The organism is Pseudomonas sivasensis, from assembly GCF_021391435.1.
Lineage (GTDB): Bacteria > Pseudomonadota > Gammaproteobacteria > Pseudomonadales > Pseudomonadaceae > Aquipseudomonas > Aquipseudomonas sivasensis.
In genome coordinates this window covers 3,655,082-3,679,669 of the sequence record NZ_CP090029.1, presented here as the reverse complement: position 1 = coordinate 3,679,669, position 24,588 = coordinate 3,655,082, and the positions used below count along the sequence as shown (strand labels likewise).

Sequence of the window (24,588 nt, the reverse complement as noted above, 5' to 3'; positions counted from 1 at the left end):
CGCTGGGCCATGGATGGCCCATCGCGGCGGCCCACGGATTCAAGCCGGAGTGCGGGCACACCGAGCCTAGGCGAGGTGCCGAGTGTTGGGGCGAGAGCCTTTTGCTTACTTTTGGGCTCTTCCAAAAGTGAGCCGCTGTAAGAGCGGAACCATAAGTAGCCGTTACCTAACCAACGGATATGTACTCAACTCAACCCCCCACCCCCCGACTACCGGCTCTTGTAAGAAATTTCCCATAAGAGTACAAATGTACTCCATGACGACCCTGACTCCCCGCCGCACCGCCATCCTGACCTTCATCCGCGACCGTATCGCGCAACAAGGCCAGCCCCCCAGCCTCGCCGAGATTGCCGAGGCGTTCGGCTTTGCCTCCCGCAGCGTCGCGCGCAAACACGTGGTGGCCCTGACCGAAGCCGGCTTCATTGAGGTCAACCCCAACCAGGCTCGCGGTATTCGCCTGCTCAACCAACCCATGCGTCCGGAGTGGCTGGACGTGCCCGTGCTCGGCCGAGTCGCCGCCGGCCTGCCCATCGGTGCTGACGCCGAAGTGCACAGTCGCCTGCAACTCGACCCAAGCACCTTCGCGAAAACCCCCGACTACCTGCTGCGGGTGCAGGGCGATTCGATGATCGAAGACGGCATCCTTGACGGCGATCTGGTAGGCGTACGCCGCAGTGCCGAGGCCTTGAACGGGCAGATCGTGGTGGCGCGCCTGGATGGCGAAGTCACCATCAAGCGTTTCGAACGCAGTGGCGACCGCGTGCGCCTGCTGCCGCGCAACCCCGCGTATCAACCTATTGTGGTGGGCCCTGATCAGGACCTGGCCATCGAAGGGGTGTTCTGCGGCCTGGTGAGGCAAGGCTGATGGGCGCCGTCGTTGCCCTGGACGCGCTGTTCAATGGCGGCCGCGTCTGGAAAGGCCGGCCGGCCGCGCCTCCCGCCAGTGTGCACCCCACCGGGCTGGCCGCGCTGGATGCGGTGCTGCCCAGCGGCGGCTGGCCTGAATCGGCTTTGAGTGAAATCCTCATGGCCAAGGAGGGCATCGGCGAACTGCAACTGGTGCTGCCCACCCTGGCGCGCCTGTCAAAGGCGGGGGAGCGCATTGTGTTGGTGGCGCCGCCGTATACGCCGTATCCCCATGCCTGGCAGAACGCCGGGGTGGATGTACGCCAGCTTTCAGTGATCCAGGCCGAGGAACGTGATGCGCTGTGGGCCGTGGAGCAGTGCCTGCGCTCCGGCAGTTGCGGCGCGGTGCTGTGCTGGCCGCGCAAGGCCGATGACCGGGCGCTGCGGCGCTTGCAGGTGGCAGCAGAAACCGGCCAGACCCTGGCGTTTGCCTGGCGCGCCTTGAGTGAGGGGGTCAATTCATCGCCTGCTGCCCTGCGTTTGGCGGTCGATGCGAAACCCGCCCAAGTACGAGTGATCAAGTGCCGTGGCGGTTTGGCCCATCCGGCGCCGATTGCGTTGGCGGGGCACTGAGGTTGCTATGCGCTGGGTGTGTATTGTCTTCCCGCAATTGGCGCTGGATGGGGTGCAGCGTGTGCACCCCGAGCCCGACCAACCCCTCGCACTGCTGGCCGGTACGCCACAGCGGCGCGTACTGCAAACCGTCAACGACGCCGCCCGCGCCTTGGGCCTGCGTCCAGGCCTTTCACTGACGGCGGCCCATGCCCTGGCCAAGACTTTTGCCAGCGCCGAATACGACCCCGTGGAAATCGAACGCTGGCAGCAGTTCCTGGCAGCCTGGGCCTATCGCTTCAGTTCCCAGGTCAGTGTGCATTACCCGCGTGCGTTGCTGTTTGAGATCGAATCGAGCCTGGGCCTGTTCGGTCCCTGGCCGCAGTTCGAAGCGCGCTTGCGCAAAGAATTGACCGAGCTGGGCTTTCGTCACCGCATCGTCGCCGCGCCCAACCCGGCGGCGGCGCGGGTGCTGGCCAATATTTACGACGGTCTGGCCATCGACGATGAGGCATTGATGCAGGCCCTCGCACCACTGCCCATCGACCGCGCCGGCCTTGAGCCTCAGGCCGCTACCGCCTTGTCGCGCATGGGCCTGCGCACCCTGTCCCAGGTGCAGGCCTTGCCCCGGCACACCCTGGCACGGCGCTTTGATGCCGGCCTGCTCAAGCACCTGGATGCCTTGACCGGGCAACGCCCGCTGGCCCTTGGGTTTTACCAGCCGCCGGACCAGTTCGATGTGCGCATCGAATTGAATTTCGACGTGCAGTCCCACCAGGCGCTGCTGTTTCCACTGCGGCGCTTGACCGGTGATTTATCCGCCTTTCTCTGCGGACGCGACAGTGGCGTGCAGCGTTTTGACCTGCACCTGGAGCACGCCCAGTTGCCCGACAGTGTAATCAAGGTCGGCCTGCTCAGCGCCGAGCGCGAACCGGCGATGCTGTTCGAGCTGGCCCGTGGGCGCCTGGAGCAAGTGCAAGTCACCGCGCCGGTGCGCGGTTTTCGCCTGGTGGCCCAGGACTTGCCGGTGTTTGTGCCGCAGCGCCAGGACCTGTTCGACGACCGCCCGCAACAGACCCTGCCCTGGGAGCAATTGCGCGAACGCCTGCGCGCGCGCCTTGGAGATGAGGCGGTACAAGGCCTGCGGTTTCATGCCGACCATCGCCCCGAGTGCGCTTGGCAAGCAACGGCCGACAGTCGCACATGCCCGACCTTGAACAAGGTGCACCGCCCCGGTTGGCTGCTCAGGGAACCCACCTTGCTGACCGAGCAAGGTGTGCAGATTCTGATGGGCCCGGAACGTATCGAATCCGGCTGGTGGGACGGCGCCGATATCCGCCGTGACTATTACCTGATCCAGACCCGCGCCGGTCAGCAAGGCTGGGCCTACCGCAGCGTGGGGCAGGGCGATGGTTTGTGGCTGCAAGGCTGGTTTGCATGAACTACGCCGAGCTGCATTGCCTGTCCAATTTCAGTTTTCAGCGCGGCGCGTCCACCGCGCTGGAGTTGTTCGAGCGCGCCAAGCGTCAGGGCTACAGCGCCTTGGCGATCACTGATGAATGCACGTTGTCAGGCATCGTGCGTGCGTGGCAGGCGGCGAAGGCGGTGGAGTTACCGCTGATTATCGGCAGCGAAGTGCGCATCGAAAACGGCCCGAAACTGGTGCTGCTGGTAGAAAACCTCAGCGGTTACCAGCACCTGTGCCGCCTGATCACCCTGGCCAGGCGGCGTGCGGAAAAAGGCAGTTATCGCCTGCTGCACGAAGACTTCGACGCACCGCTCAACGGCCTGTTGGCGCTATGGGTCGCCGACGACAGCGACACCCAGGCCTCGATCCAATGGCTGCGCCGCACGTTTGCCGAGCGCCTGTGGCTGGCGGTGCACCTGCATTGCGGTCAGGACGATGCGCGGCATCTGGAGCAGCGCCTGCACCTGGCCGCCAACCTGAATATCCCGGCGGTGGCCTGTGGTGATGTGCACATGCACGCACGCGGTCGACGCGCCCTGCAAGACACCATGACCGCCATCCGCCATCACGTCCCGGTGGCCGAAGCCGGCACACGTCTGCACCCCAATGGCGAGCGGCATCTGCGCGGCCTTGATGCCCTGGGCACGCTGTACCCCCATGCCTTGCTCGATGAAACCCTGGTCATCGCCCGCCGTTGCACCTTCGACCTCGGCCAGTTGCGTTATCACTACCCGCGCGAATTGGTGCCCGAGGGGCATGACGCCGAATCCTGGCTGCGCGCCGTCACCGAAGAAGGCATCGCCCTGCGTTGGCCTCACGGAATCGACGCCAAGACCATGCAGCAGATCAATCACGAACTGACATTGATCAGCAAGCTGGGTTACGAAAGTTATTTCCTCACCGTGCACGATATTGTGCGCTTCGCCCGCAGCCGTTCGATCCTGTGCCAGGGCCGCGGGTCGGCGGCCAACTCGGCGGTGTGTTTTGCGTTGGGCATTACCGAGATCAACCCGAGCCTGACGAATATGCTGTTTGAGCGCTTCCTGTCAGAGGAGCGCAACGAGCCACCGGATATCGACGTGGACTTCGAGCACGAACGCCGCGAAGAAGTGCTGCAGTACGTTTTCCAGCGCTACGGCCGCACCCGCGCGGCGCTGACGGCGGTGGTCAGCAGCTACCACGCCGCCGGTGCGGTGCGCGATGTGGCCAAGGCCCTTGGGTTGCCGCCGGACCAGATCAACGCCCTGGCCGACTGCTGCGGGCGCTGGAGTGATGATGCGCCTCCGCTGGAACGCCTGCGTGAAGGCGGCTTCGACCCGGACAGCCCGATCCTGCGCCGTGTGCTCACGCTCACCCAGCAACTGATCGGTTTTCCCCGGCACCTGTCCCAACATCCCGGCGGTTTCGTGATTTCCGAATACCCGCTGGACACTCTGGTGCCGGTGGAAAACGCGGCCATGGCCGAGCGCACCATTATCCAATGGGACAAGGACGATCTGGATGCCGTGGGCCTGCTCAAGGTGGATATCCTCGCCTTGGGCATGCTCAGTGCGATTCGCCGCTGTTTCGATTTGCTGCGCCGCCACCGCAACCTCGACCTGGCCCTGGCGACGATCCCCAAGGAAGACCCGGCCACCTACGCGATGATCAGCAAGGCCGACACCATTGGCGTATTTCAGATCGAGTCGCGGGCGCAGATGTCGATGCTGCCCCGGCTCAAGCCGCAGACGTTTTATGACCTTGTGATCGAGGTCGCTATTGTGCGACCCGGTCCGATCCAGGGAGGGATGGTGCATCCGTATCTGCGACGACGTAACAAGGAAGAAAAAACCACCTACCCGTCACCGGAACTTGAAAGCGTATTGAAGCGCACCCTGGGCATTCCGCTGTTCCAGGAGCAAGTGATGCAGATCGCCATGGTCGCCGCCGACTACAGCCCTGGCGAGGCCGACCAGTTGCGCCGCTCCATGGCCGCGTGGAAACGTCACGGCGGCCTGGAACCCCATCAGGACCGCTTGCGCACCGGCATGCTGAAAAACGGCTACACCGAGGAATTTGCCGCGCAGATTTTCGAGCAGATCAAGGGCTTTGGCAGCTATGGCTTTCCTGAGTCCCATGCGGCCAGTTTCGCCTTGCTGACTTACGCCAGTTGCTGGCTCAAATGCCACGAGCCGGCGGCCTTCGCCTGCGCGTTGATCAACAGCTGGCCTATGGGTTTCTACAGCCCGGACCAGATACTGCAGGACGCACGGCGCCATCACTTGCAGATTCGCCCGGTGGATGTGCAGGCCAGCGACTGGGATTGCAGCCTGGAACCCATTGACGGTCAGCAACCGGCGATCCGTATGGGCTTGCGCATGATCGCGGGGTTTCGTGAAGAGGAGGGTCGGCGCATCGAGGCCGCCCGCCCTGGCACAGGTTTCAGCGACATTGCCGATCTGGACCAGCGCGCCGGTCTGGACGCCCGTGCCCAGGCGTTGCTGGCCGACGCCGGCGCCCTGCGTGCCCTGGCTGGAAACCGGCACCAAGCCCGCTGGGACGTGGCGGGGGTGCACAAACAATTGGGGCTGTTCGCCGGGCTGCCCAGCCCCGACGAAGCCGTGGTCGCTTTACCCGCACCGACGGTCGGCGAGGACTTGCAGGCTGATTACGCCACCGTCGGCACCACTCTCGGCCCGCACCCGCTGGCGTTGTTGCGCGATGAGCTGCGCAAGCGGCGTTGTCGCAGCTCCCGCGAGCTGATGGCGGTGGAGCATGGGCGTAATGTGAGTGTCGCGGGGTTGGTCACGGGGCGGCAACGTCCGGGCACGGCCAGCGGTGTGACCTTTGTCACCTTGGAAGATGAGTTCGGCAATCTCAATGTGGTGGTTTGGCGCGACCTGGCCGAACGTCAGCGCCAGGCGCTGGTGGGGTCGCGCTTGCTCAAGGTAGACGGGCGCTGGGAGGCGGTCGGCGAGGTGCGCCATCTGATCGCCGGGCGGCTCACCGACCTCACGCCGTTGCTGGAAGGCATGTCTGTGCGCAGCCGGGATTTCCACTGAGGTGACCCCAAATTAATACCAGATGAAACCATCTGCTCCGTGTAAGCTCCAAAAATGGCGACTGTCTTCTCTTTTGCACTGAGCCGAACGATGCAATTTTTATCCAACCCCCACGGCTGTGAAGGTTGGGCCGGTGAAATGGCCCAGCGCATTCGCGCCTTCGATTGGTCGACCACGGACCTCGGTCCCATTAACCAGTGGTCCACCAGCCTGGTCTGTAACGTGCAGATGATGCTCGCATCGCCGATGCCGATGGTGATGTTGTGGGGGCGGGCCGGGTACATGATTTACAACGACAGTTACTCGGTCTTTGCCGGCGGCCGCCACCCGTCTTTGCTGGGGGCTCCGGTGGAGTTGGGTTGGCCGGAGGTGGCGGATTTCAATCGCCATGTGGTGGACACCTGTCTGGCCGGCGGCACTCTGTCCTTCAACAACAAAGACCTGGTGCTGCTGCGCAATGGCCAGCCGGAAACCGTGTGGCTGGATTTGTATTACAGCCCCGTCGCCGGCGACAACCAGCAACCGGCCGGCGTGTTGGCGATTGTGGTCGATACCACCGAACTGGTGAAGTCCGAACAGGTGCGCCAGGAACTCACCCATAACCTCGAACAACGGGTGGCCGCTGAAGTGCAGGCGCGCTCCAGTGCCGAGGACCAGTTGCGCCAATCGCAAAAACTCGAAGCCATCGGCGGCCTCACCGGCGGCGTGGCCCACGACTTCAATAACCTGTTGCAAGTGATCGCCGGCAATCTGCACTTGCTGGCCCGCCATGAGCCAGACAATGCCCAGGTGCAGCGCCGCGTCAACGCGGCCATCGCGGCAGTGGAGCGCGGGGCCAAGCTGTCGGCGCAACTGCTGGCCTTTGCCCGCCGCCAGCCGTTGTCGCCGGCGGTGTACAACCCGCAACGCATCTATGCCGGCCTTGGCGAACTGTTGCAGCGCGCACTGGGAGAAACCATTCATATCGATGTGCAGTTACCCCAGGACTCCTGGAGCATCAACGTCGACCGTAACCAGTTGGAAAATGCGTTGCTCAACCTGGCGATCAATGCCCGCGACGCCATGAAAGGTGAGGGGGTGATCCGCATCAGCGGCGAAAACATCATCCTTAACCCCGGCGATTGCATTGGTAAAAGCGTCAGTCCTGGAGAATATGTGCGCCTGGCGGTCACCGACACCGGGGTGGGCATGCCACCTGGGATCCAGGCCAGGGTGTTCGAACCGTTCTTCACCACCAAGCGCGACGGTCACGGTACCGGCCTGGGCTTGAGCATGGTGTTCGGCTTTGTGCGTCAAAGTGGCGGGCATGTCGAGGTCAGCAGCGAAGAAGGCCAGGGCACCGTGGTGCAGTTGTACTTCCCGCGCAGCCTGGGCGAGGAGTGCCTTGAAGCGTCAGACGAGCCCGTTGCGTCCGTAGGCGGCCAGGAAACGATCCTGGTGGTCGAAGACAATGAAGGCGTGCGCCTGACGGTGGTGGACGTGCTCGAACAGTCGGGCTACACCGTGATCACCGCCGAGGACGGCGACCAGGCCATGTCGAAGCTCAAAGCTGGCCTGCAACCCGAGTTGATTTTTACCGACGTGGTCATGCCCGGCCGCCTTAAAAGCACCGACCTGGCCGCCTGGGCCCGTGCACAAACCCCGCCCGTGCCGGTGCTGTTCACTTCTGGTCACACCCGCGACATCCTCTCCAGCAACCACCTGCTGAGCCCCGACATTCATCTGCTGAGCAAGCCCTACAGCCCCGAAGCCCTGACGCTACGGGTGCGCAGCGTGCTCACCGCACGATAAGGTTGACCATGACTTCACAGCGCAACATCCCTGCGATCACTGCCCAACACCCAGGCTTTGTCAGGGTGCGCGGCGCCCGCGAGCACAACTTGCAAAACGTCGACGTGGATATTCCCCGGGATGCCCTGGTGGTGTTTACCGGCGTGTCGGGTTCGGGCAAGTCGTCCCTGGCGTTTTCCACGGTGTATGCCGAGGCCCAGCGGCGCTACTTCGAATCGGTGGCGCCTTACGCGCGGCGCCTGATCGACCAGGTTGGCGTGCCCGACGTGGACAGCATCGAAGGCCTGCCGCCCGCCGTGGCCCTGCAACAGCAGCGTGGCACGCCCAGCGCGCGATCTTCGGTGGGCAGCGTCACCACGTTATCGAGCCTGATCCGCATGCTCTATTCCCGCGCCGGCAGCTACCCTGCGGGGCAAGCGATGCTGTATGCCGAGGACTTTTCGCCGAACCTGCCCCAGGGTGCGTGCCCGCAATGTCATGGCCTGGGCCGCGTGTATGAAGTGACCGAGGCGCTGATGGTGCCCGACCCTTCGCTGAGCATTCGCCAGCGCGCGGTGGCCTCCTGGCCGTTGGCGTGGCAGGGCCAGAACCTGCGCGATATTCTGGTGACCTTGGGCTATGACGTGGATATCCCATGGCGCGACCTGCCGAAAAAGCAGCGCGACTGGATCCTGTTCACCGAAGAAACCCCCACTGTGCCGGTGTATGCAGGTTTCACCCCGGAGCAAACCCGCGAGGCGTTGAAGCGCAAGCTGGAGCCTAGTTACCAGGGCACGTTCAGCGGCGCGCGGCGCTACATCCTGCACACCTTCAGCCACACCCAAAGCGCGCTGATGAAAAAGCGCGTGTCGCAGTTCATGCAGGGCAGCGCCTGCCCGCTGTGTGAAGGCAAGCGGCTGACCAAGGCGGCGCTCTCGGTGAAGTTTGCCGGGGTGGATATTGGCGAGTTGTCGCAGCTGTCGTTGTCGCAGCTGGCCGAACTGCTGCGGCCGGTGGCGGCGGGGCAGGACACGATGAAGCTCTCGGTGGAGAAGCGCCTGGCTGCGCAGCGTATCGCCCAGGACTTGCTGGAGCGGGTCAGCACCTTGATCGAATTGGGCCTGGGCTATCTGTCCCTGGAGCGCAGCACACCGACCTTGTCGTCCGGGGAGTTGCAACGTTTACGCTTGGCCACGCAATTGGGCTCGCAATTGTTTGGAGTGATCTATGTGCTGGATGAGCCTTCGGCGGGCTTGCATCCGGCGGATGGCGAGGCTTTGTTCACCGCGCTTGAGCGCTTGAAGGCCGCCGGTAATTCGTTGTTTGTGGTGGAGCACGACTTGGAAACCATGCGCCGCGCCGACTGGTTGATCGACGTAGGCCCGGCCGCTGGCGAGCATGGCGGGCAAGTGCTGTACAGCGGGCCACCTGCTGGGTTGGCTGACGTAGAGGCGTCGCAGACCCGTGAGTATTTGTTCGCCGAGCGGCGTACATCAAATCCCTCTCGCCGCGAACCCAGTGGTTGGTTGAAGTTGGAGGGCGTGACGCGCAATAACCTCAATGGTCTGAACGTGGATTTTCCCTTGGGCTGCTTCACCTCAGTGACCGGCATTTCCGGCTCGGGCAAGTCCAGCCTGGTCAGCCAGGCGCTGCTGGAATTGGTGGGCAGTGGCCTTGGGCGTGTGGTGGAGAACGACGAAGAGCCGAGCCTGGAAGATGAGACGCCGCAAACCAGTGGCGGGCGCATCAGCGCCGGGCTGGAACAGATCCGACGCCTGGTGCAGGTGGATCAGAAACCCATCGGCCGTACGCCACGTTCCAACCTGGCGACCTACACCGGGCTGTTCGACAACGTGCGCAAACTGTTCACCGCCACGCCTGCGGCAAAGAAGCGCCATTACGATGCGGGCCAGTTCTCCTTCAACGTCGCCAAAGGCCGTTGCCCGAACTGCGAGGGCGAAGGCTTTGTCAGCGTCGAGTTGTTGTTTATGCCGAGTGTGTACGCACCCTGTCCGACCTGCCATGGCGCGCGCTACAACCCCGAGACCTTGGCGATCAAATGGCAAGGCTTGAGCATCGCTCAGGTGCTCGGGCTGACCGTCGAGCAGGCAGTCGAGGTCTTTGCCGAGCAGCCAGGGGTACTGCGCTCGTTGCAGGTGCTGCGGGATATCGGCCTGGGTTATCTGCGACTGGGTCAACCGGCTACCGAACTGTCCGGGGGTGAAGCGCAGCGGATCAAATTGGCCACCGAGCTGCAACGCAATGCCCGTGGGTCGACCTTGTATGTGTTGGATGAGCCAACGACCGGGCTGCATCCACGGGATGTGGATCGCCTGCTCAGCCAGCTCAATCACTTGGTGGATGCAGGGCATACGGTGGTGGTGGTCGAGCATGAAATGCGTGTGGTGGCCCAGAGTGACTGGGTGATCGATATCGGTCCGGGGGCAGGGGATTCGGGCGGGCAAGTGGTAGCCAGCGGTACGCCGCAAAAAGTTGCCAAGAGCAAGAAAAGCCGGACTGCGCCATTCCTGGCCCGAGCGTTGAACTAACAGTTAAACAGGTCCACATGTGGGAGGGGGCTTGCCCCCGATAGCGGTGGGTCAGTCACCCCATCAAGTGCCTGACAGATAGCTATCGGGGGCAAGCCCCCTCCCACAGAGTGATCAGTGTCTGGTCAGTTGGATTTGTGCCTTGGCCTGCTTCACCACATGTTCCACCGTAAACCCAAACTTCTCCTGCAACTTCGCCAACGGCGCCGAAGCCCCGAAGCTGTTCATCACCACCTTGGCGCCGGTTTGCCCGACATAGCGGTCCCACCCCAAAGGTCCAGCCTGTTCCATCACTACGCGCGCCGTCACCGCCGGCGGCAACACACTGTCGCGATAGGCCTGGTCCTGTTCTTCAAACAACTCCCAGCTCGGCATCGAGACGACTTGTGCGGCAATCCCTTCGCCCTTGAGCTGTTCATAGGCCGCCACCGCCAGGCTGACTTCGCTGCCGGTACCGATCAAAATTACCTGGGGTTTATCCGCCCCCGCCAACACATAAGCGCCTTTGGCTGCACCGGTCGCCGCTGCGTATTGCGTGCGATCCAGAGTCGGCAGCGGCTGGCGTGACAGCACCACACAGCTCGGCCGATGGGTTTGCGCCAGCGCAACTTTCCACAGCTCCAGGGTTTCGTTGGCGTCGCCAGGGCGAAGGGTCAGCAACCCTGGCGTGGCGCGCAACTGCGTCAGGTGCTCAATGGGCTGGTGCGTCGGCCCATCTTCACCCACGCCGATGGAGTCGTGGGTAAACACGAACACCACCGGCAACTCCATGATCGCCGCCAGACGGATCGGCGGTTTCATGTAGTCGCTGAACACCAGGAAGGTCGAGGTGTACGGCCGCAAATACGACAGCGCCATGCCATTGGCGATGGCGCCCATGGCGTGTTCGCGAATACCGAAATGCAGGTTGCGCCCGCTGTAGTCATCAGCGCTGAAGCGCCCGGCACCGTCGAAGGTGAGGTTGGTCTTGGTCGAAGGCGACAAGTCCGCCGAGCCGCCGAGCAGCCAGGGGATTTGCTGGGCAAAGGCATTCAGTACTTCGCCACCCGCCGCGCGGCTGGCGACGCCCTTGGCATCGGCGGCAAAGTCGGGCAGGTCAGCCTGCCAGTGCTCGGGCATCTCCCCGGCGCGCATCCGCCGTAGTTCATCGGCCAATTGAGGGTCGAGACGGGCCAGGGTCTGGTTCCATTGCTGGTAGAGCGGTTCGGCGCGGGCGTGCAGCGCGTCGCGCAAGAGCGTGCGCGCCTCATCGGGCACCAGGAAGCTGGAATCCTGAGGCCAACCATACGCAGCTTTGGTCAGGCGGATTTCGTCATCACCCAACGGCTCGCCATGGGCGGCGGCGGTGTTGTGCTTGTGGGGCGAACCGTAGCCGATCACGCTGTCGACCACGATCAGCGTCGGCGCGCCGGTATTCGCCTGGAAGGTCTCCAGGGCTGCGCTCAGTGCCTGCAAGTCGTTAGCATCGGTGACGTGCAAGGTGTGCCAGCCATAGGCCTGGAAACGCTTGATCACGTCTTCGCTGAAGGCAAGCTCAGTGTGGCCTTCGATGCTGATGGTGTTGTTGTCGTAGATCCAGCACAGGTTATCCAGCTTCAAATGGCCGGCCATCGACGCCGCTTCGCTGCTAATGCCCTCCATCATGTCGCCGTCGCCACACAGGGTGTAGACGTTGTAATCGAACAGCACCTGGCCGTCATGGTTAAAGCGCTCAGCCAGCCAACGCTCGGCCATCGCCATGCCCACGCTGTTGGCGCAGCCCTGGCCAAGGGGGCCTGTGGTGGTTTCCACGCCTGTGGTCATGCGGTATTCCGGATGCCCCGGCGTCTTGGAGTCGGCCTGACGGAATTGCTTGATATCGTCCAGGCTGATCGCCGGGTGCCCGGTGCGCTTGCCATGGGCATCAATCTCTTTCACACCGGCCAAGTGCAGCAGCGAATACAACAGCATGGATGCATGCCCCACTGACAACACAAATCGGTCACGGTTGGGCCAGTCGGGATGCTCGGGGTGATAGCGCAGAAACCGGCTCCACAGCGTGTATCCCACCGGCGCCAGGCCCATGGGCGTGCCCGGATGGCCGGAGTTGGCCTTCTGCACGGCGTCCATCGCCAGGGTGCGCAGGGTGTTGATGCATAGGGTGTCGACAGTGGTTGCGGCGTTAGTCATGAAACCGGTCTCCCTCAAGTGACGATCTACTGTGGAGGGCCGGGCGCCGCGAAGGTTTGATCCCATTGCCGTTGCCGCGACGAACGGGGACGTATTGACTTCAAACATGACAAGACCCTTTGCAATGGTCTAGCTTCAAGGGCGTAGGCCATTGATCAACTTGCGGAGGTACGTCATGCCAGTGAAACACGACCTGTATCAGGATTTGGGTTTGAGCAAGGAAGTCGTTCACGAACGCAGGGCGAGCGATAAACGGCTGGACTCGCTGCTCACCCAATACGACGCTGCCGACGGCGAGGTGCTCCGGGCGGAATCAGAAAAGGCCGACGACACGGTGGTGGAGGTGTTGAAGAAGAAACGCCTGCTGATCAAGGACGAAATCGCAGGGCGCCTCGACGCCTGAAACGCGGCAAGGTTTGTTCAGATTTGACTGAGGGACATCGTGGGAATCACTCCTTATGATGCGCCCCGTCCGCCCGGCTCTGGGGACGTTTTGCAGCGCAAGGATTGTGCTGTTGAGCTGGGTGGACTCCTTCAGAATCGATTGGGGATTGTGCCAAATTTGAAGTGGCGGCGATTTTCATGTCGTAAGCAAGGACGGCGATTAACATACCCGCCGTCATGAAAATAAGTGTTAACGATAGAGTCGATATTTTTTGTTCGTTGAAAAGCACGCCAATAGTTAGTAGGGCGATAGGTAGGGTGAACTGTATAAGTCCGGTAAGGGCCAAGGGCATTTTTCCTGTGGCGAAAGAAAACATTAGCAAAGGTATGATAGAGATTAATCCTGCGAGCCAGATTAGCCCGCTTGATCGGTCGGAAAGTTCGCCAGGTAAAATGATGGGTAAGTCGAATAGCCAGATGACGAGCGCTAAACCGGCGGTCAGGAAAGTAGTTTCTAGGAATAAGCCATTCAAAGCGTCTACTGGGGTGGCTTTTTTTAGGTATGTGTACGAGCCCCAAGTGGTAGCGATTAATAAATAAATCCAGTGATTTAAGGTATTGCTAAAGGCGATGAGCAATACAATTGCGATGAATGAAATTGAGATTGCCAGAATTTTCGTGTGCGTGATTCGCTCTCTGTAAATTGAAATGCCTAATACAATGGCGATAAACGGGGCTAGCAGATATCCCAAGCCGCTTTCCAAGACATTGCCGTTAATTGAGGCGCTTATAAAAGTCAGCCAGTTGACGGCGACAAGCAAAGATGCGGCGCAGTGAATGAGGATTGATCGCGGTGTCAGGTTTTTTATTTGATTGACTTTTCGGGGTGTGAATATAAAAAATGAAAGCGCGGCGGTAGATAATATGATCCTGTAGGTGAGTACTGTTAATGGCGGAATCTCTTCAAGTGCTTTCCAATAAAGGGAAGATGCCGCCAAGATTAAATTTGCGGAACCAGAAATAAGTATTGCCATGCAGAGCGCTGCTCGAGAGGGTTGTAGTGGTCGCATGACTTTTATTCTGGTCGATGAGGGAAATCAATGTTTCCCGCCTGGGATGAATGAAGAAAGCTATTCCATTGTCAATAATCTTTGTAGGTAAAACACAGCGCTAGTTGACGTTGTCTTGACCTTCTCTGTTCGACACGATTGCTGTTGTTAGTCAGCGTCGTACCGAATTGGATTTATTACAAACTGCGAACTTCCTAAAATAATGTAGGGGGTTTCCGCTACCGGTAGTTTGTAAGGGCGTGAAAGACCCCTCTGCGCCCGTGACTATCGCGGCGCAAGGATGTGCTATTGGGCCGGGTGGACGCTGTCTTTCAAGCCAGCAGCGCTTCAGTGCACGCATCGATCGAGCGCTGTTGGGTCTCGCTGTACAGCTGCAATTCATCGATGGTCCTGCGCCCCAACGCCTTTTCGAATTCCGCCTGGTTTGAATTGGCGGCGTAGTGACTCTGTGCCGCATCCCCCAAATTCGACTGGAAAATCCCCGCCGCACTCACCGGCAGAAAATCCTCATACACCAACGGCTCTACATCCACATGACCGGCGGCGATCAGTGCTTGCAATGTGCGTGGTTGATCGGCGTGGCCGCGTGCCGCCAGGCCTTGTTCCGTGGCGAAGTAGCGGAAGTACGCCAGGCCTTGTTCGCGCATCTGCCCGTGGTTGTCGGGGAAGGCCTGGAAGTGTTGTTCCATCAAGTGCATGTAGCGCGCGGCGTTGGATTCGTTGGGGAACGCGCCCAGTTCGTCGCGGGCGGCGTTCAGCAGTTGGTCGTAGAGGGCGCGGCCTTTGGGCGTGAGGGCGACGCCACGCTGTTCGATTTCACCGAAGCGGGCGCTGTGGCTGCCTTGGGCGTCGGTGAAGGCGATGGCTTCGTCGAGGGCCTTGAAGCTGGTCTGGCGCAGCAGGATCGGGCACTGGCGGCGCGGTGGGCCTTCGATCACGGCCTTGGGGGTTATGCCCTTGGCGGGCATGGCGGTCTGTACCTGATCAATGTCCAGGGTGCGCGGGGTGAGGTGGTTGATGTGCGGCCCCTTGAAGGCCACCACATCGGCGATCAGGCGGTGCTGGTCACTGAGTTGCTGGTACTGCGCGGCGGTAACGGTGGCGGTGTGGTGCCAGCGGAAGGTTTCCAGGGCCTGGCGGATGAATTCGGCGGCCTCGTCGGCATTGAGGCCGCCGTTTGTTTCCGCTTTTGCGATAAGCGCCAGGGCGCCAGGGGTGAAGATCGAGCGCTTTGCCAATGCAGTTTCGGCGAAGGCGCGAAGTTCGGCATTCTCGATCAATTCCAGGCGCAGCAGGGAGGTGAACACCCGAAACGGGCTGGCTTGCAGCGCGTGTTCATGCACCGCGCGAAATGCTGTGGAATGCACCGGCACGCCGGCTGGCGTGAGGTCGTAGTAGCCCACGGGCTGCATGCCCATCACCGCAAACAGGCGGCTGATTGTGGCCAATTCCGCTGCTGTGCCCAAGCGAATGGCGCCGTGGCGTTCCATGTCCAGACGCTGGATTTCGCCGGTGCGTTGCAGCTGTTGCGCCAGGCTCGGTTCGCTGTCGAGCACGCGGCTATTGGTCTCGGCCACCAACTCCATCAGCGCGCCATACAGGGGAACTTCATCTCGGTACATATCGGACATGGCCTTGGAAAACCCCTTGCGGATCTCGTCTGGGCTGACATGTGCGGTACTGGGCATAGAAAAATTCCTGATGACGGTGGAGAGGGTGATGGTCTTTTACTGGATTTTGTTGGGCCCCAGGTGCGCTTGCAAACGAAGATTCCTCTGGACTTCATTCTGCAAATGAATGAACGGCATTCTCTTCCAAGTCTTCATGTGCACGCGGGTGTGGATGGGTTCTACACTGCTCCTCACCTTGTCGGCGATGGAGGACCCAATGACGGCCACGCCCGTAACGCAAACGATTGAAGGCCAACGCCTGGCCACTGAAGACGCCGAGCGCTGGCGCGAATGGGGCCCATACCTGAGTGAACGCCAATGGGGCACCGTGCGTGAAGACTACAGCGCCGATGGCGATGCCTGGCGCTACTTTCCCCATGAACACGCGCGCAGCCGCGCCTACCGTTGGGGTGAGGACGGCCTGGCCGGTTTCAGCGACAAGGCGCAACGCTGGTGCCTCGGGCTGGCGCTGTGGAACGAGCGCGATGCGATCCTCAAGGAGCGGTTGTTCGGTCTCAACAACGCCGAGGGTAACCATGGCGAGGACGTCAAGGAACTGTACTTTTTCGTCGATGGCGTACCGAGTCATGCCTACATGCGCATGCTCTACAAATACCCCCATGCCGCCTTTCCCTATGCTGACCTGATCACCGAGAACGCCCGTCGCGGGCTGGGTGATGCCGAGTATGAAATCCTCGATACCGGCGTGTTTGAGGACAACCGCTATTGCGATGTCAGCGTCGAGTACGCCAAGCAGCAGCCTGACGATATTTTCATGCGGGTCACGGTGCATAACCGCTCGGAGCAGCCGACGCGTTTGCAGGTAATGCCTCAACTGTGGGCGCGTAACGACTGGAGCTGGACCTTTGATGCGCCCAAGCCGCAGTTGCGGCTGGACGGCGAGCAGGTGTTGGCCCGTCATCATGAATTGCCGGATCGTTATCTGAGTGCCTGGGGCCAGGATGGCTTGGAATGGTTGTTCTGCGAAAACGAAAGCAATGTCGTCAAGCTGGACGGGCAGCTGGCACCGGGCCCGTTCAAGGATGGCATCAACGATTACGTGGTCAGTGGCGCTCAATCGGCGATTCGCCGGGACACCGGTACCAAGGTTGCCGCGCGGTTCATCCTTGAACTGGCAGGGCAGGAAAGCAAAACCTTGTACCTGCGCTTTGCCCCCGTGGATGCGCCCGCGGCCAACGCCCGTAAGTTGTTCGAGCAACGTCGTCAGGAAGCCGATGACTTCTATGCGGCCCTGCAACAGGGCATTGGCGATGCGGACGCTCGCAATGTGCAGCGCCAAGCCCTGGCTGGCTTGTTGTGGTCCAAGCAGCTCTACTATTTCGACGTGAACCAATGGCTCGATGGTGACCCAGCCCAGCCCGCGCCGCCGACTGAGCGCCTGCATATCCGCAATACCCATTGGCGGCACTTGTCCAACTTCGACATCCTTTCCATGCCCGACACCTGGGAATACCCGTGGTATGCCTCGTGGGACCAGGGCTTTCAGGCAGTGGCGATGGCGCTGATCGATCCGGGTTACGCCAAGCAACAGTTGCTGCTGCTGGTGAAGGATCGCTTCATGCATCCCAACGGCCAACTGCCGGCTTATGAATGGCGCTTCGATGATGCGAACCCGCCGGTGCATGCCTGGGCCAGTTGGCGGGTGTACCAGCAGGACAAGGCGTTGACCGGTGTAGGCGACATGGATTTTCTAGAGCGGATTTTCCATAAGCTGCTGCTGAATTTTTCCTGGTGGGTCAACCGCAAGGACGCCGAGGGCCGCAACCTGTTCCAGGGCGGTTTTCTCGGGCTGGATAACATTGCTTTGTTTGACCGTTCGGCGGCATTGCCGCCGGGGTATCAGTTGGACCAGGCCGACGGCACCGCTTGGGTTGCCGCGTATGCCCTGGACCTGATGCGCATCGCCCTGGAACTGGCCAGGCGCAATGCCGTGTACGTGGATATTGCGGTGAAGTTTTTCGAACATTTCCTGTATATCGCCGGTGCCATTAACCGGGTCGATGACAGTGCCGAAGGTTTGTGGGATGAGCAGGACCTGTTCTTCTACGACGTGCTGCACAGCCCCGATGGGCAGAACGAGCCGGTACGTTTGCGCTCCATCGTCGGCCTGATGCCGTTGTTCGCCGTGCTGGTGCTGGAGCAGCGCGAGCATGAAGGCCTGGAGGGTTTGCGCGAACGGTTGCTGGGCTTTATGAAACACCGGCCGGACTTGGCTAAATTGGTCTCGCGCTGGAACGAGCCGGGGCAGGGCAATCGCTTGTTGCTGGCGTTGTTGCGGGGCGAACGCACAAAGGACCTGCTTCGGCGCATGTTGGAGGACAGTGAGTTCCTCTCTGCGTTTGGCGTGCGCTCGCTGTCCAAAGCCTTCGCCGAGCAGCCCCTGGCGCTGAAGATGAACGGCGACACCCTCAGCGCGCGTTACCAGCCTGGCGAGTCCGACTCACGATTGTATGGCGGCAACTCGAATTGGCGTGGGCCCGTGTGGATGCCTGTCAACTACATGCTGATTGAATCGCTGCGTGAATTTCATCGGTACTACGCGGATAACTTCTCGGTGGAGTACCCAGCGGGCAGCGGGTATCTGTCATCCCTGGAGGAAGTGGCTGAAGGCCTCAGTCAGCGGCTGACCGGGCTGTTTCTAAGGGATGACAATGGATGTAGGCCATCGATGGCGGGGTATTCGCAGTTGGAAGCGGACCCGCTCAGCCGTGATCTGGTGTTGTTCCATGAGTATTTTCACGGGGAAACCGGGCGCGGGTTGGGGGCGTCCCATCAGACGGGGTGGAGTGCGTTGGTGGCGTTGCTGCTGCAACCGAAGGTCTGAGTTGCACTGCTGAGCTGCCGCCTCGGACCTTGATTGATCCCAGGTTAGTTGGCAAAAAAAATCCCGCCTGGAGAGGCGGGATCGAGATGCAAGCTTGCCTGTGAATCAGGAAGGGAACAGCTCACTCAGTTTCATCGCCAGCATCATGTCGCCTTCAGTGCGCAGTTTGCCGCCCATGAAGGCCTGCATGCCGTCAGTCGAACCGTCGACGATGCCTTCCAGGGTCGCGCTGTCCATGACCAGGGTCACTTGTGCGTCCGGGTTTTCACCTTCATGCAGTTCGCAGGTTTTGTCTTTGACGACCAGGGAAAAGTTCTTGGTGTCATCGATACGGAAACCGAATACCAGGTCCAAGCCGTCGGCAGCGCTTGGGTTGAATTTGGCTTTCATTGCTTCTACAGCTTTGGCTACGTCAGTCATGGTTTCGATCCTTTTGGGTGGAGTCCAGTGACCTTGGGGTCACGGTTGGCCGCACTTCATCGGAAGGTGATGAGTTGCGGCGCCTTCAACAGTTGCAAGTGGCTATGACTGTTGAAGGAAGCCAGTGCCACCTCGCGACCGCGGAATTTCAGCTGGTTGAGCGAGGTGTTAACAATTTGCCAGTTCAGTTCGAAAGCCTGTGTAGCAGGCATTCGGGTAATCAGGTGGAGCAGGGCGGTGATGGTGCCGCCGGAGGTGAACACGGCGATTTTCTGTGTGTTGTCTGCGGCATCGAGAATGCGTTGCAAGCCACCCTGAACGCGCTCGACAAACCCCAGCCAGCTTTCCAGTCCCGGCGTGTCATAAGTGCCGGCCAACCAGCGTTCGATGATCAGGGCGAAGATGCGTTGGAATTCGCTGCGGTTCTGCGCGGCATTGCGCAGGATGTCCAGGGCGTCGGGTTCGGTGGTGAGCAGGTCGGGGAGCAGGGCGCGGATGATAGCTTCAGCATCGAATTCGTTGAAGGCGCTGTCGGTTTCCAAGACCGGAACCGGCAGGCCAAGGGCGCGGTATTGATCGAAGGCAGCCGTGGCGGTGTGCTGCTGACGGCGCAGATCGCCTGCCACGCAGCGGTCGAACACGATGCCCATGTCCGCCAGGTGGCGACCGAGCACTTGTGCCTGCTCCACACCAACGGGCGACAGGACGTCATAGTCGTCTGCACCGAAGGAGGCCTGGCCATGTCGAATCAGATAGATGCTGCCCACGTCCGTTTTCCCGGTACGTTGAAAGTCTGGCGAGGTTATGGGGATGCCAGGGAGCTGTCAATGAAAAAACATACGCTTGTTTTAAAAGCTCCTTAGAGGCCTTGGCTGCCGACGGTTTGATCACTGGCCCGAATGCGGTGCCATCGGTATGCTTGGGCAATCCGCGCCTGGCGCACTGCTCTTGTAAATGCACTTGTAAGGAGTCACATGGATTTTTTGGCCGAATATGCCAGCTTCCTGGCGAAGACTGTCACCCTGGTGGTCGCTATTCTGATGGTACTGATCAGCTTCGCCGCACTGCGCAGTAAAGGTCGTCGCAAATCCGCCGGCCAACTGCAGGTCAGCAAGCTCAATGATTTCTACAAGGGCCTGCGCGAGCGCCTGGAGTCGAGCCTGCTCGACAAGGACCAGCTCAAAGTCCTGCGCAAGTCCGAAAGCAAAACTGAAAAGAAGAACAGCAAGAAAAAACCCGAGGCCAAGCCACGGGTGTTCGTGCTGGATTTCGACGGTGACATCAAGGCCTCGGCGACCGAGAGCCTGCGCCATGAAATCACCGCATTGCTGAGCTTGGCCACGCCCAAGGACGAAGTGGTGCTGCGTCTGGAAAGTGGTGGTGGCATGGTGCACAGCTACGGCTTGGCCTCGTCACAATTGGCGCGTATCCGCCAGGCTGGCGTGCCATTGACCGTGTGCATCGACAAGGTCGCGGCCAGCGGCGGTTACATGATGGCGTGCATCGGCGAGAAGATCATCAGCGCGCCGTTTGCCATCCTGGGCTCCATCGGCGTCGTGGCGCAGTTGCCCAACGTCAATCGCCTGCTCAAAAAACACGATATCGACTTTGAAGTGCTGACCGCCGGCGAATACAAACGCACCCTCACCGTGTTTGGCGAAAACACCGAAAAGGGCCGCGAGAAGTTTCAGGAAGACCTGGATATCACTCATCAACTGTTCAAGAACTTCGTGTCGCGGTATCGCCCGCAGTTGGCGATTGATGACGTGGCCACGGGTGAAGTGTGGCTCGGCGTTGCAGCCCTCGACAAACAGTTGGTCGACGAGCTGCAAACCAGCGACGAATACCTGGCCACCAAGGCCAAGACCGCCGAGGTGTTCCACCTGCACTATGCCGAGCGCAAAAGCCTGCAAGAGCGCGTGGGCCTGGCGGCCAGCGGTTCGGTGGACCGGGTGCTGCTGACCTGGTGGAGCCGGTTGACCCAGCAGCGGTTCTGGTAACCCCACCTTCAGAATGCATGGGGTCCCCTGTGGGAGGGAGCAAGCCACCTCCCACAGGGGCATGGGTTTCAAAGACAGGTTTTGTAATAGTTTTGCGTTGTGGGAAACTTGCTTTTCGCCTGTAGGATTCAAGTCCTTTTTGTTATTTCAGGATTTGCATGAACACCCTCTCGGAGCCCCCCAGTCGTCTTTCCCCAAGACATCCGCTGCTGCCGTTCCCGCTGAAACATCCCGTATTCCGACTGCTAACCTTGTTCCGGTCCACTGACCGCGCTTTGCCGTGTCCGGCATTCTGAAACCTAGATAGAGATTTATATAAATGGAATGGTTAGCGGATCCAACGGCCTGGCTCGGCCTGTTGACCTTGATTGTGCTGGAACTGGTGCTGGGTATCGACAACCTGGTGTTTATCGCGATCCTGGCGGACAAGTTGCCACCGGAGCAGCGTGACCGTGCGCGGTTGATCGGTTTGTCCCTGGCATTGCTGATGCGCCTTGGCCTGCTGGCGAGTATTTCGTGGTTGGTGACCCTTACCCAGCCGCTGTTCGAGGTGTTCGACAAGAGTTTCTCCGGCCGTGACCTGATCATGCTGTTCGGTGGTGTATTCCTGCTGTTCAAGGCCACCATGGAATTGCACGAGCGCCTTGAAGGGCATGTGGCTCAGCGCACGGGCAACGTGGCGTATGCGATGTTCTGGCCGATCGTGGCGCAGATCGTGGTGCTTGATGCGGTGTTCTCCCTGGATGCGGTGATTACCGCCGTGGGCATGGTGGATGAACTGGCGGTGATGATGATCGCGGTGATCATTTCCATCGGCCTGATGATCGTGGCGAGCAAGCCGCTGACGCGCTTCGTGAACGCCCACCCCACAGTGATCATGCTGTGCCTGGGCTTCCTGATGATGATTGGTTTTGCGCTGACCGCCGAAGGCCTGGGTTTCCATATTCCGAAGGGTTACCTGTACGCAGCCATTGGCTTCTCGATCCTGATCGAAGTGTTCAACCAGATTGCCCGCGCCCGTCGCAAGAAATCGGCGCAGGGCGTGTTGCCGGTGCGCGAGCGTACTGCCCATGCGGTGATGCGCTTGCTCGGCGGTCGCAGCCTGGCGGTAGAAGAGGTGGGCGAAGACGTGGCCGACTTGCTGGGCGAGACAGATGCCAATCAGGGCCCGCTGTTTGATCGACGTGAACGCGTGATGATCAGTGGCGTGCTGCAACTGGCCGAGCGGCCGATTCGTACCTTGATGACGCCGCGGGCCAAGGTCGACTTTATCGACCTGGCGGACGATGCCGACACGATTCGCCTGAAATTGATGCATTCGTCCTACTCTCGCCTGCCGTTGATCCGCAACGGCGTGGTGGATGAGCCGTTGGGCTTCGTGCATAAAAAGGAACTGCTCAAGGAATACCTGGCCGGCAACGAGCCGAACCTGGAGCACCTGGCGCGTCGAGCGATCAACCTGCTGGAGAGTTTTTCGATCCTCAACGCCCTGGAACAGATGCGTCAGGAATCGACCCACATCGCCTTTGTGATCAACGAATTCGGCGACTTCATGGGCGTGTTGAGCATGACCGACATTCTCGAGTCCATCGCCGGTGAATTGCCGGATGCCAGTGAGATCGAAGGGCCGGATATTGTCGAAGAGGGCGATGGCTTCCGTGCCAATGGCGCCTTGAACCTGACCCAGATTCGTCAGCGTACCGGCTTCAAGGTTGTCGCGACGGAGGATTACCAGACTCTGGCCGGGTTGGTGATGAGCCTGCTCGACCGCCTGCCCGTGGTGGGCGATAGCCTGGAGCATGAGGGCTGGCGCCTGACGGTGGCTGCGGTCGAGGAGCGGCGGGTGACGCAGGTGGTTTTGCACGCTTGTGGGGGGCATAGAGCATGAATGCGTTTTCGATCGTCTGCACTTGTTCGTCCTCGGGGCCGAACCCTCTGAACGTCTGCATCAGTGTGCCGTTGAGATAAATCAGCAGCGTTGGGGTACCCGTAACCTTCGGGTGCCTCGGGGTTTTCGCGCAATCAAGTACCAGGCTCACCACTGAGCGGTACTTGCGGGCAATCCTCTGGAACAGCGGCCCGGAGATCGCGCAGCCCGGGCAGTGATCTGAGACAAACAGCAGGAATACCGGCCGCGACGTGCTCAGTACGCGCTGGTAATCCTCGGCATTGGCAATGGTCGCGGTGGCAATCCCCATGATGATCTCCTTACGAGCGGCGCGGGTTTCTGCCAACGCTAAGCTCGAGGGTCATCGTCGTCTACTGTCAACCTTCACAGGTCCGCGTCACGCTCCAGGCGTTCGCGGGCCTTGCGTGCCTGGTTCGCGCACTTGCGGTATTCCTCATTGTCACTGGACGCTTTGGCGCGGCGATAGCCATGGTGGTTTTGGCTGCTGTAATTGATGTCGAAGGCTTCTTTGAGCTTGCGCAATTCTTCTTTGCATTCGCGGCGGTCGTTGTTGGCCGACGCGCTGCCGGCGGCCAGAAACGAAAGCAGTACCAGGGTGAGACTGAGCTTCATCGCAATGCAGTCCTTGTCGTTGGGTGTGTGCCAAAGGCTAGCCCAGCACAGGGATTTTTCCATGGGGCGGGCGCACCGTCGGGGTGCGCGGTAACGGGGCGGTGACGCACGCCAATGGCGCTGTGATCCCCTGTGAGGCCTTGGGTAGCAATCTGAATCCGGATGCTGGCGCAACGCCGCATCTTACGCCTCGCGTTATCTATCTGATTACCAAGGACTTTACCCAGGCCGTAGTTTTCGCTAAGCGCGTATGGCACACTTTCTGCTGTCTATTCCGTTGTTACATACTAAGTTCCGGTATAGCGGAATACACAACTTCTGGAGTGCTTGTCATGCATCACCGACCTTCCGTGTTCAAAGCGTGTGTTTTTCTCTTCGCCGCATCGGCTTCCCTCGCAGGCGTTGTGCAGGCGGCGGACAGCAAGCTCGATAACGTGCTCAAACGTGGGCATTTGATCGTGGGTACAGGCAGTACCAATGCGCCGTGGCACTTCCAGGGAGCGGATGGCAAGTTGCAGGGGTTTGATATCGACATCGGCCGCATCGTGGCCAAAGGTTTGTTCAACGATCCGAGCAAGGTCGAGTTTGTGGTGCAGTCGTCTGACGCGCGCATTCCCAACCTGCTGACGGACAAAGTCGACATGAGCTGCCAGTTCATCACCGTCACCGCCAGCCGTGCACAGCAGGTGGCGTTCACCCTGCCTTATTACCGCGAAGGCGTGGGCCTGTTGCTGCCGAACAACAGCAAGTACAAAGAGATTGAAGACCTGCAGGCGGCGGGCGATGGCGTCACCGTGGCCGTGCTGCAAAACGTGTATGCCGAAGAACTGGTGCACCAGGCGCTGCCCAAGGCCAAGGTCGACCAGTACGACAGCGTCGACCTGATGTACCAGGCCGTGAATTCCGGTCGCGCCGATGCCGCCGCCACCGACCAATCCTCGGTCAAATACCTGATGGTGCAGAACCCCGGCCGCTACCGCAGCCCGGCTTACGCCTGGAGCCCGCAAACCTACGCGTGCGCGGTCAAACGTGGTGATCAGGACTGGCTGAACTTCGTCAACACTGCCCTGCATGAAGCCATGACCGGTGTGGAATTCCCAACCTACAAAGCCTCGTTCAAGCAGTGGTTCGGTGTCGACCTGCCAGAACCGGCGATTGGTTTCCCTGTTGAATTCAAGTGATCCGGAACAACCGGGGTGCCTGCCAAGGCGCCCCAACTAGGT

Annotated in this window: 17 protein-coding genes and 1 pseudogene; 11 read left to right on the top strand and 7 right to left on the bottom strand. The window is 60.6% G+C overall.

Going from position 1 to position 24,588, the window contains the following annotated elements:
• The first annotated feature begins 247 nt into the window (after nt 1-247).
• The 6 genes from lexA to uvrA all read left to right on the top strand — a co-directional run bounded on the left by lexA (nt 248) and on the right by uvrA (nt 10,286).
• Nucleotides 248-865: a transcriptional repressor LexA gene (lexA, locus tag LRO94_RS16410; RefSeq protein ID WP_032886583.1), complete on the top strand. Its 618-nt coding sequence runs from the start codon at nt 248-250 to the stop codon at nt 863-865.
• Nucleotides 865-1,479: a translesion DNA synthesis-associated protein ImuA gene (imuA, locus tag LRO94_RS16405; protein WP_095184532.1), complete on the top strand. Its 615-nt coding sequence runs from the start codon at nt 865-867 to the stop codon at nt 1,477-1,479. The genes lexA and imuA overlap by 1 nt, the downstream gene beginning before the upstream one ends.
• 7 nt (nt 1,480-1,486) lie before the next feature.
• A complete protein-coding gene (locus LRO94_RS16400; RefSeq protein ID WP_099602265.1) occupies nt 1,487-2,899 on the top strand; it encodes a Y-family DNA polymerase in 1,413 nt (470 codons plus the stop codon).
• The gene (locus LRO94_RS16395) at nt 2,875-5,967 is read left to right on the top strand and encodes an error-prone DNA polymerase (protein ID WP_218777326.1); all 3,093 of its coding nucleotides are present in this window, start codon (nt 2,875-2,877) and stop codon (nt 5,965-5,967) included. Before LRO94_RS16400 ends, LRO94_RS16395 begins: the two co-directional genes overlap by 25 nt.
• 90 nt (nt 5,968-6,057) lie before the next feature.
• Complete coding sequence (locus LRO94_RS16390; protein ID WP_095184534.1) at nt 6,058-7,758, top strand: ATP-binding protein; 1,701 nt, start codon at nt 6,058-6,060, stop codon at nt 7,756-7,758.
• An 8-nt stretch (nt 7,759-7,766) separates the two neighbouring features.
• Nucleotides 7,767-10,286: an excinuclease ABC subunit UvrA gene (gene uvrA / locus LRO94_RS16385; protein WP_179178847.1), complete on the top strand. Its 2,520-nt coding sequence runs from the start codon at nt 7,767-7,769 to the stop codon at nt 10,284-10,286.
• Nucleotides 10,287-10,400: 114 nt separating this feature from the next.
• On the opposite strand, the gene tkt is transcribed toward uvrA, so the two are convergent.
• On the bottom strand, nt 10,401-12,455 hold the full coding sequence (gene tkt / locus LRO94_RS16380) for a transketolase (protein WP_179178848.1): 2,055 nt from the start codon (nt 12,453-12,455) through the stop codon (nt 10,401-10,403).
• A 175-nt stretch (nt 12,456-12,630) separates the two neighbouring features.
• On the opposite strand from tkt, the gene LRO94_RS16375 reads away from it, so the two are divergent.
• Entirely contained in the window at nt 12,631-12,858 is a 228-nt protein-coding gene (locus LRO94_RS16375) for a YdcH family protein (protein ID WP_032886572.1), read from the top strand.
• A 46-nt stretch (nt 12,859-12,904) separates the two neighbouring features.
• On the opposite strand, the gene LRO94_RS16370 is transcribed toward LRO94_RS16375, so the two are convergent.
• Both LRO94_RS16370 and hglS read right to left on the bottom strand, forming a co-directional pair.
• On the bottom strand, nt 12,905-13,873 hold the full coding sequence (locus tag LRO94_RS16370) for an EamA family transporter (protein ID WP_179178849.1): 969 nt from the start codon (nt 13,871-13,873) through the stop codon (nt 12,905-12,907).
• A gap of 347 nt (nt 13,874-14,220) precedes the next feature.
• Nucleotides 14,221-15,597: a 2-oxoadipate dioxygenase/decarboxylase HglS gene (hglS, locus tag LRO94_RS16365; RefSeq protein ID WP_179178850.1), complete on the bottom strand. Its 1,377-nt coding sequence runs from the start codon at nt 15,595-15,597 to the stop codon at nt 14,221-14,223.
• Between the two features lie 199 nt (nt 15,598-15,796).
• On the opposite strand from hglS, the gene LRO94_RS16360 reads away from it, so the two are divergent.
• Entirely contained in the window at nt 15,797-18,424 is a 2,628-nt protein-coding gene (locus LRO94_RS16360) for an MGH1-like glycoside hydrolase domain-containing protein (RefSeq protein ID WP_179178851.1), read from the top strand.
• 105 nt (nt 18,425-18,529) lie between these two features.
• On the opposite strand, the gene LRO94_RS16355 is transcribed toward LRO94_RS16360, so the two are convergent.
• A complete protein-coding gene (locus tag LRO94_RS16355) occupies nt 18,530-18,844 on the bottom strand; it encodes an SCP2 sterol-binding domain-containing protein (RefSeq protein WP_032886566.1) in 315 nt (104 codons plus the stop codon).
• 56 nt (nt 18,845-18,900) lie between these two features.
• A complete protein-coding gene (locus LRO94_RS16350; protein ID WP_032886565.1) occupies nt 18,901-19,611 on the bottom strand; it encodes a histidine phosphatase family protein in 711 nt (236 codons plus the stop codon).
• Nucleotides 19,612-19,818: 207 nt separating this feature from the next.
• Between LRO94_RS16350 and sohB the strand changes: the two genes are divergently transcribed.
• Both sohB and LRO94_RS16340 read left to right on the top strand, forming a co-directional pair.
• Nucleotides 19,819-20,844, top strand: coding sequence for a protease SohB (gene sohB / locus LRO94_RS16345; RefSeq protein ID WP_032886563.1), 1,026 nt, complete (start codon nt 19,819-19,821; stop codon nt 20,842-20,844).
• A gap of 319 nt (nt 20,845-21,163) precedes the next feature.
• Nucleotides 21,164-22,732 (top strand): TerC family protein, encoded by a 1,569-nt coding sequence (locus tag LRO94_RS16340; RefSeq protein WP_233896819.1) that lies wholly within the window; start codon nt 21,164-21,166, stop codon nt 22,730-22,732.
• Nucleotides 22,733-22,751: 19 nt separating this feature from the next.
• Here the strand turns inward: LRO94_RS16340 and LRO94_RS16335 are convergent.
• Nucleotides 22,752-23,042 (bottom strand): annotated as a pseudogene (locus tag LRO94_RS16335) (thioredoxin family protein); the annotation flags it as partial.
• Between the two features lie 74 nt (nt 23,043-23,116).
• Nucleotides 23,117-23,365 (bottom strand): hypothetical protein, encoded by a 249-nt coding sequence (locus tag LRO94_RS16330; protein ID WP_032886558.1) that lies wholly within the window; start codon nt 23,363-23,365, stop codon nt 23,117-23,119.
• A gap of 332 nt (nt 23,366-23,697) precedes the next feature.
• Here LRO94_RS16330 and LRO94_RS16325 point away from each other — a divergent pair, with 332 nt between their 5' ends.
• A complete protein-coding gene (locus tag LRO94_RS16325) occupies nt 23,698-24,546 on the top strand; it encodes a transporter substrate-binding domain-containing protein (protein ID WP_032886556.1) in 849 nt (282 codons plus the stop codon).
• Nucleotides 24,547-24,588 lie beyond the last annotated feature (42 nt).

Excerpts from the sequence above, each read along its gene's own strand:
- lexA (WP_032886583.1), top strand. The coding sequence starts at position 248 with ATGTACTCCATGACGACCCTGACTCCCCGCCGCACCGCCATCCTGACC.
- imuA (WP_095184532.1), top strand. The coding sequence starts at position 865 with ATGGGCGCCGTCGTTGCCCTGGACGCGCTGTTCAATGGCGGCCGCGTC.
- LRO94_RS16400 (WP_099602265.1), top strand. The coding sequence starts at position 1,487 with ATGCGCTGGGTGTGTATTGTCTTCCCGCAATTGGCGCTGGATGGGGTG.
- LRO94_RS16390 (WP_095184534.1), top strand. The coding sequence starts at position 6,058 with ATGCAATTTTTATCCAACCCCCACGGCTGTGAAGGTTGGGCCGGTGAA.
- uvrA (WP_179178847.1), top strand. The coding sequence starts at position 7,767 with ATGACTTCACAGCGCAACATCCCTGCGATCACTGCCCAACACCCAGGC.
- tkt (WP_179178848.1), bottom strand. The coding sequence starts at position 12,455 with ATGACTAACGCCGCAACCACTGTCGACACCCTATGCATCAACACCCTG.
- LRO94_RS16375 (WP_032886572.1), top strand. The coding sequence starts at position 12,631 with ATGCCAGTGAAACACGACCTGTATCAGGATTTGGGTTTGAGCAAGGAA.
- LRO94_RS16370 (WP_179178849.1), bottom strand. The coding sequence starts at position 13,873 with ATGGCAATACTTATTTCTGGTTCCGCAAATTTAATCTTGGCGGCATCT.
- hglS (WP_179178850.1), bottom strand. The coding sequence starts at position 15,597 with ATGCCCAGTACCGCACATGTCAGCCCAGACGAGATCCGCAAGGGGTTT.
- LRO94_RS16360 (WP_179178851.1), top strand. The coding sequence starts at position 15,797 with ATGACGGCCACGCCCGTAACGCAAACGATTGAAGGCCAACGCCTGGCC.
- LRO94_RS16355 (WP_032886566.1), bottom strand. The coding sequence starts at position 18,844 with ATGACTGACGTAGCCAAAGCTGTAGAAGCAATGAAAGCCAAATTCAAC.
- sohB (WP_032886563.1), top strand. The coding sequence starts at position 19,819 with ATGGATTTTTTGGCCGAATATGCCAGCTTCCTGGCGAAGACTGTCACC.
- LRO94_RS16340 (WP_233896819.1), top strand. The coding sequence starts at position 21,164 with ATGGAATGGTTAGCGGATCCAACGGCCTGGCTCGGCCTGTTGACCTTG.
- LRO94_RS16330 (WP_032886558.1), bottom strand. The coding sequence starts at position 23,365 with ATGAAGCTCAGTCTCACCCTGGTACTGCTTTCGTTTCTGGCCGCCGGC.
- LRO94_RS16325 (WP_032886556.1), top strand. The coding sequence starts at position 23,698 with ATGCATCACCGACCTTCCGTGTTCAAAGCGTGTGTTTTTCTCTTCGCC.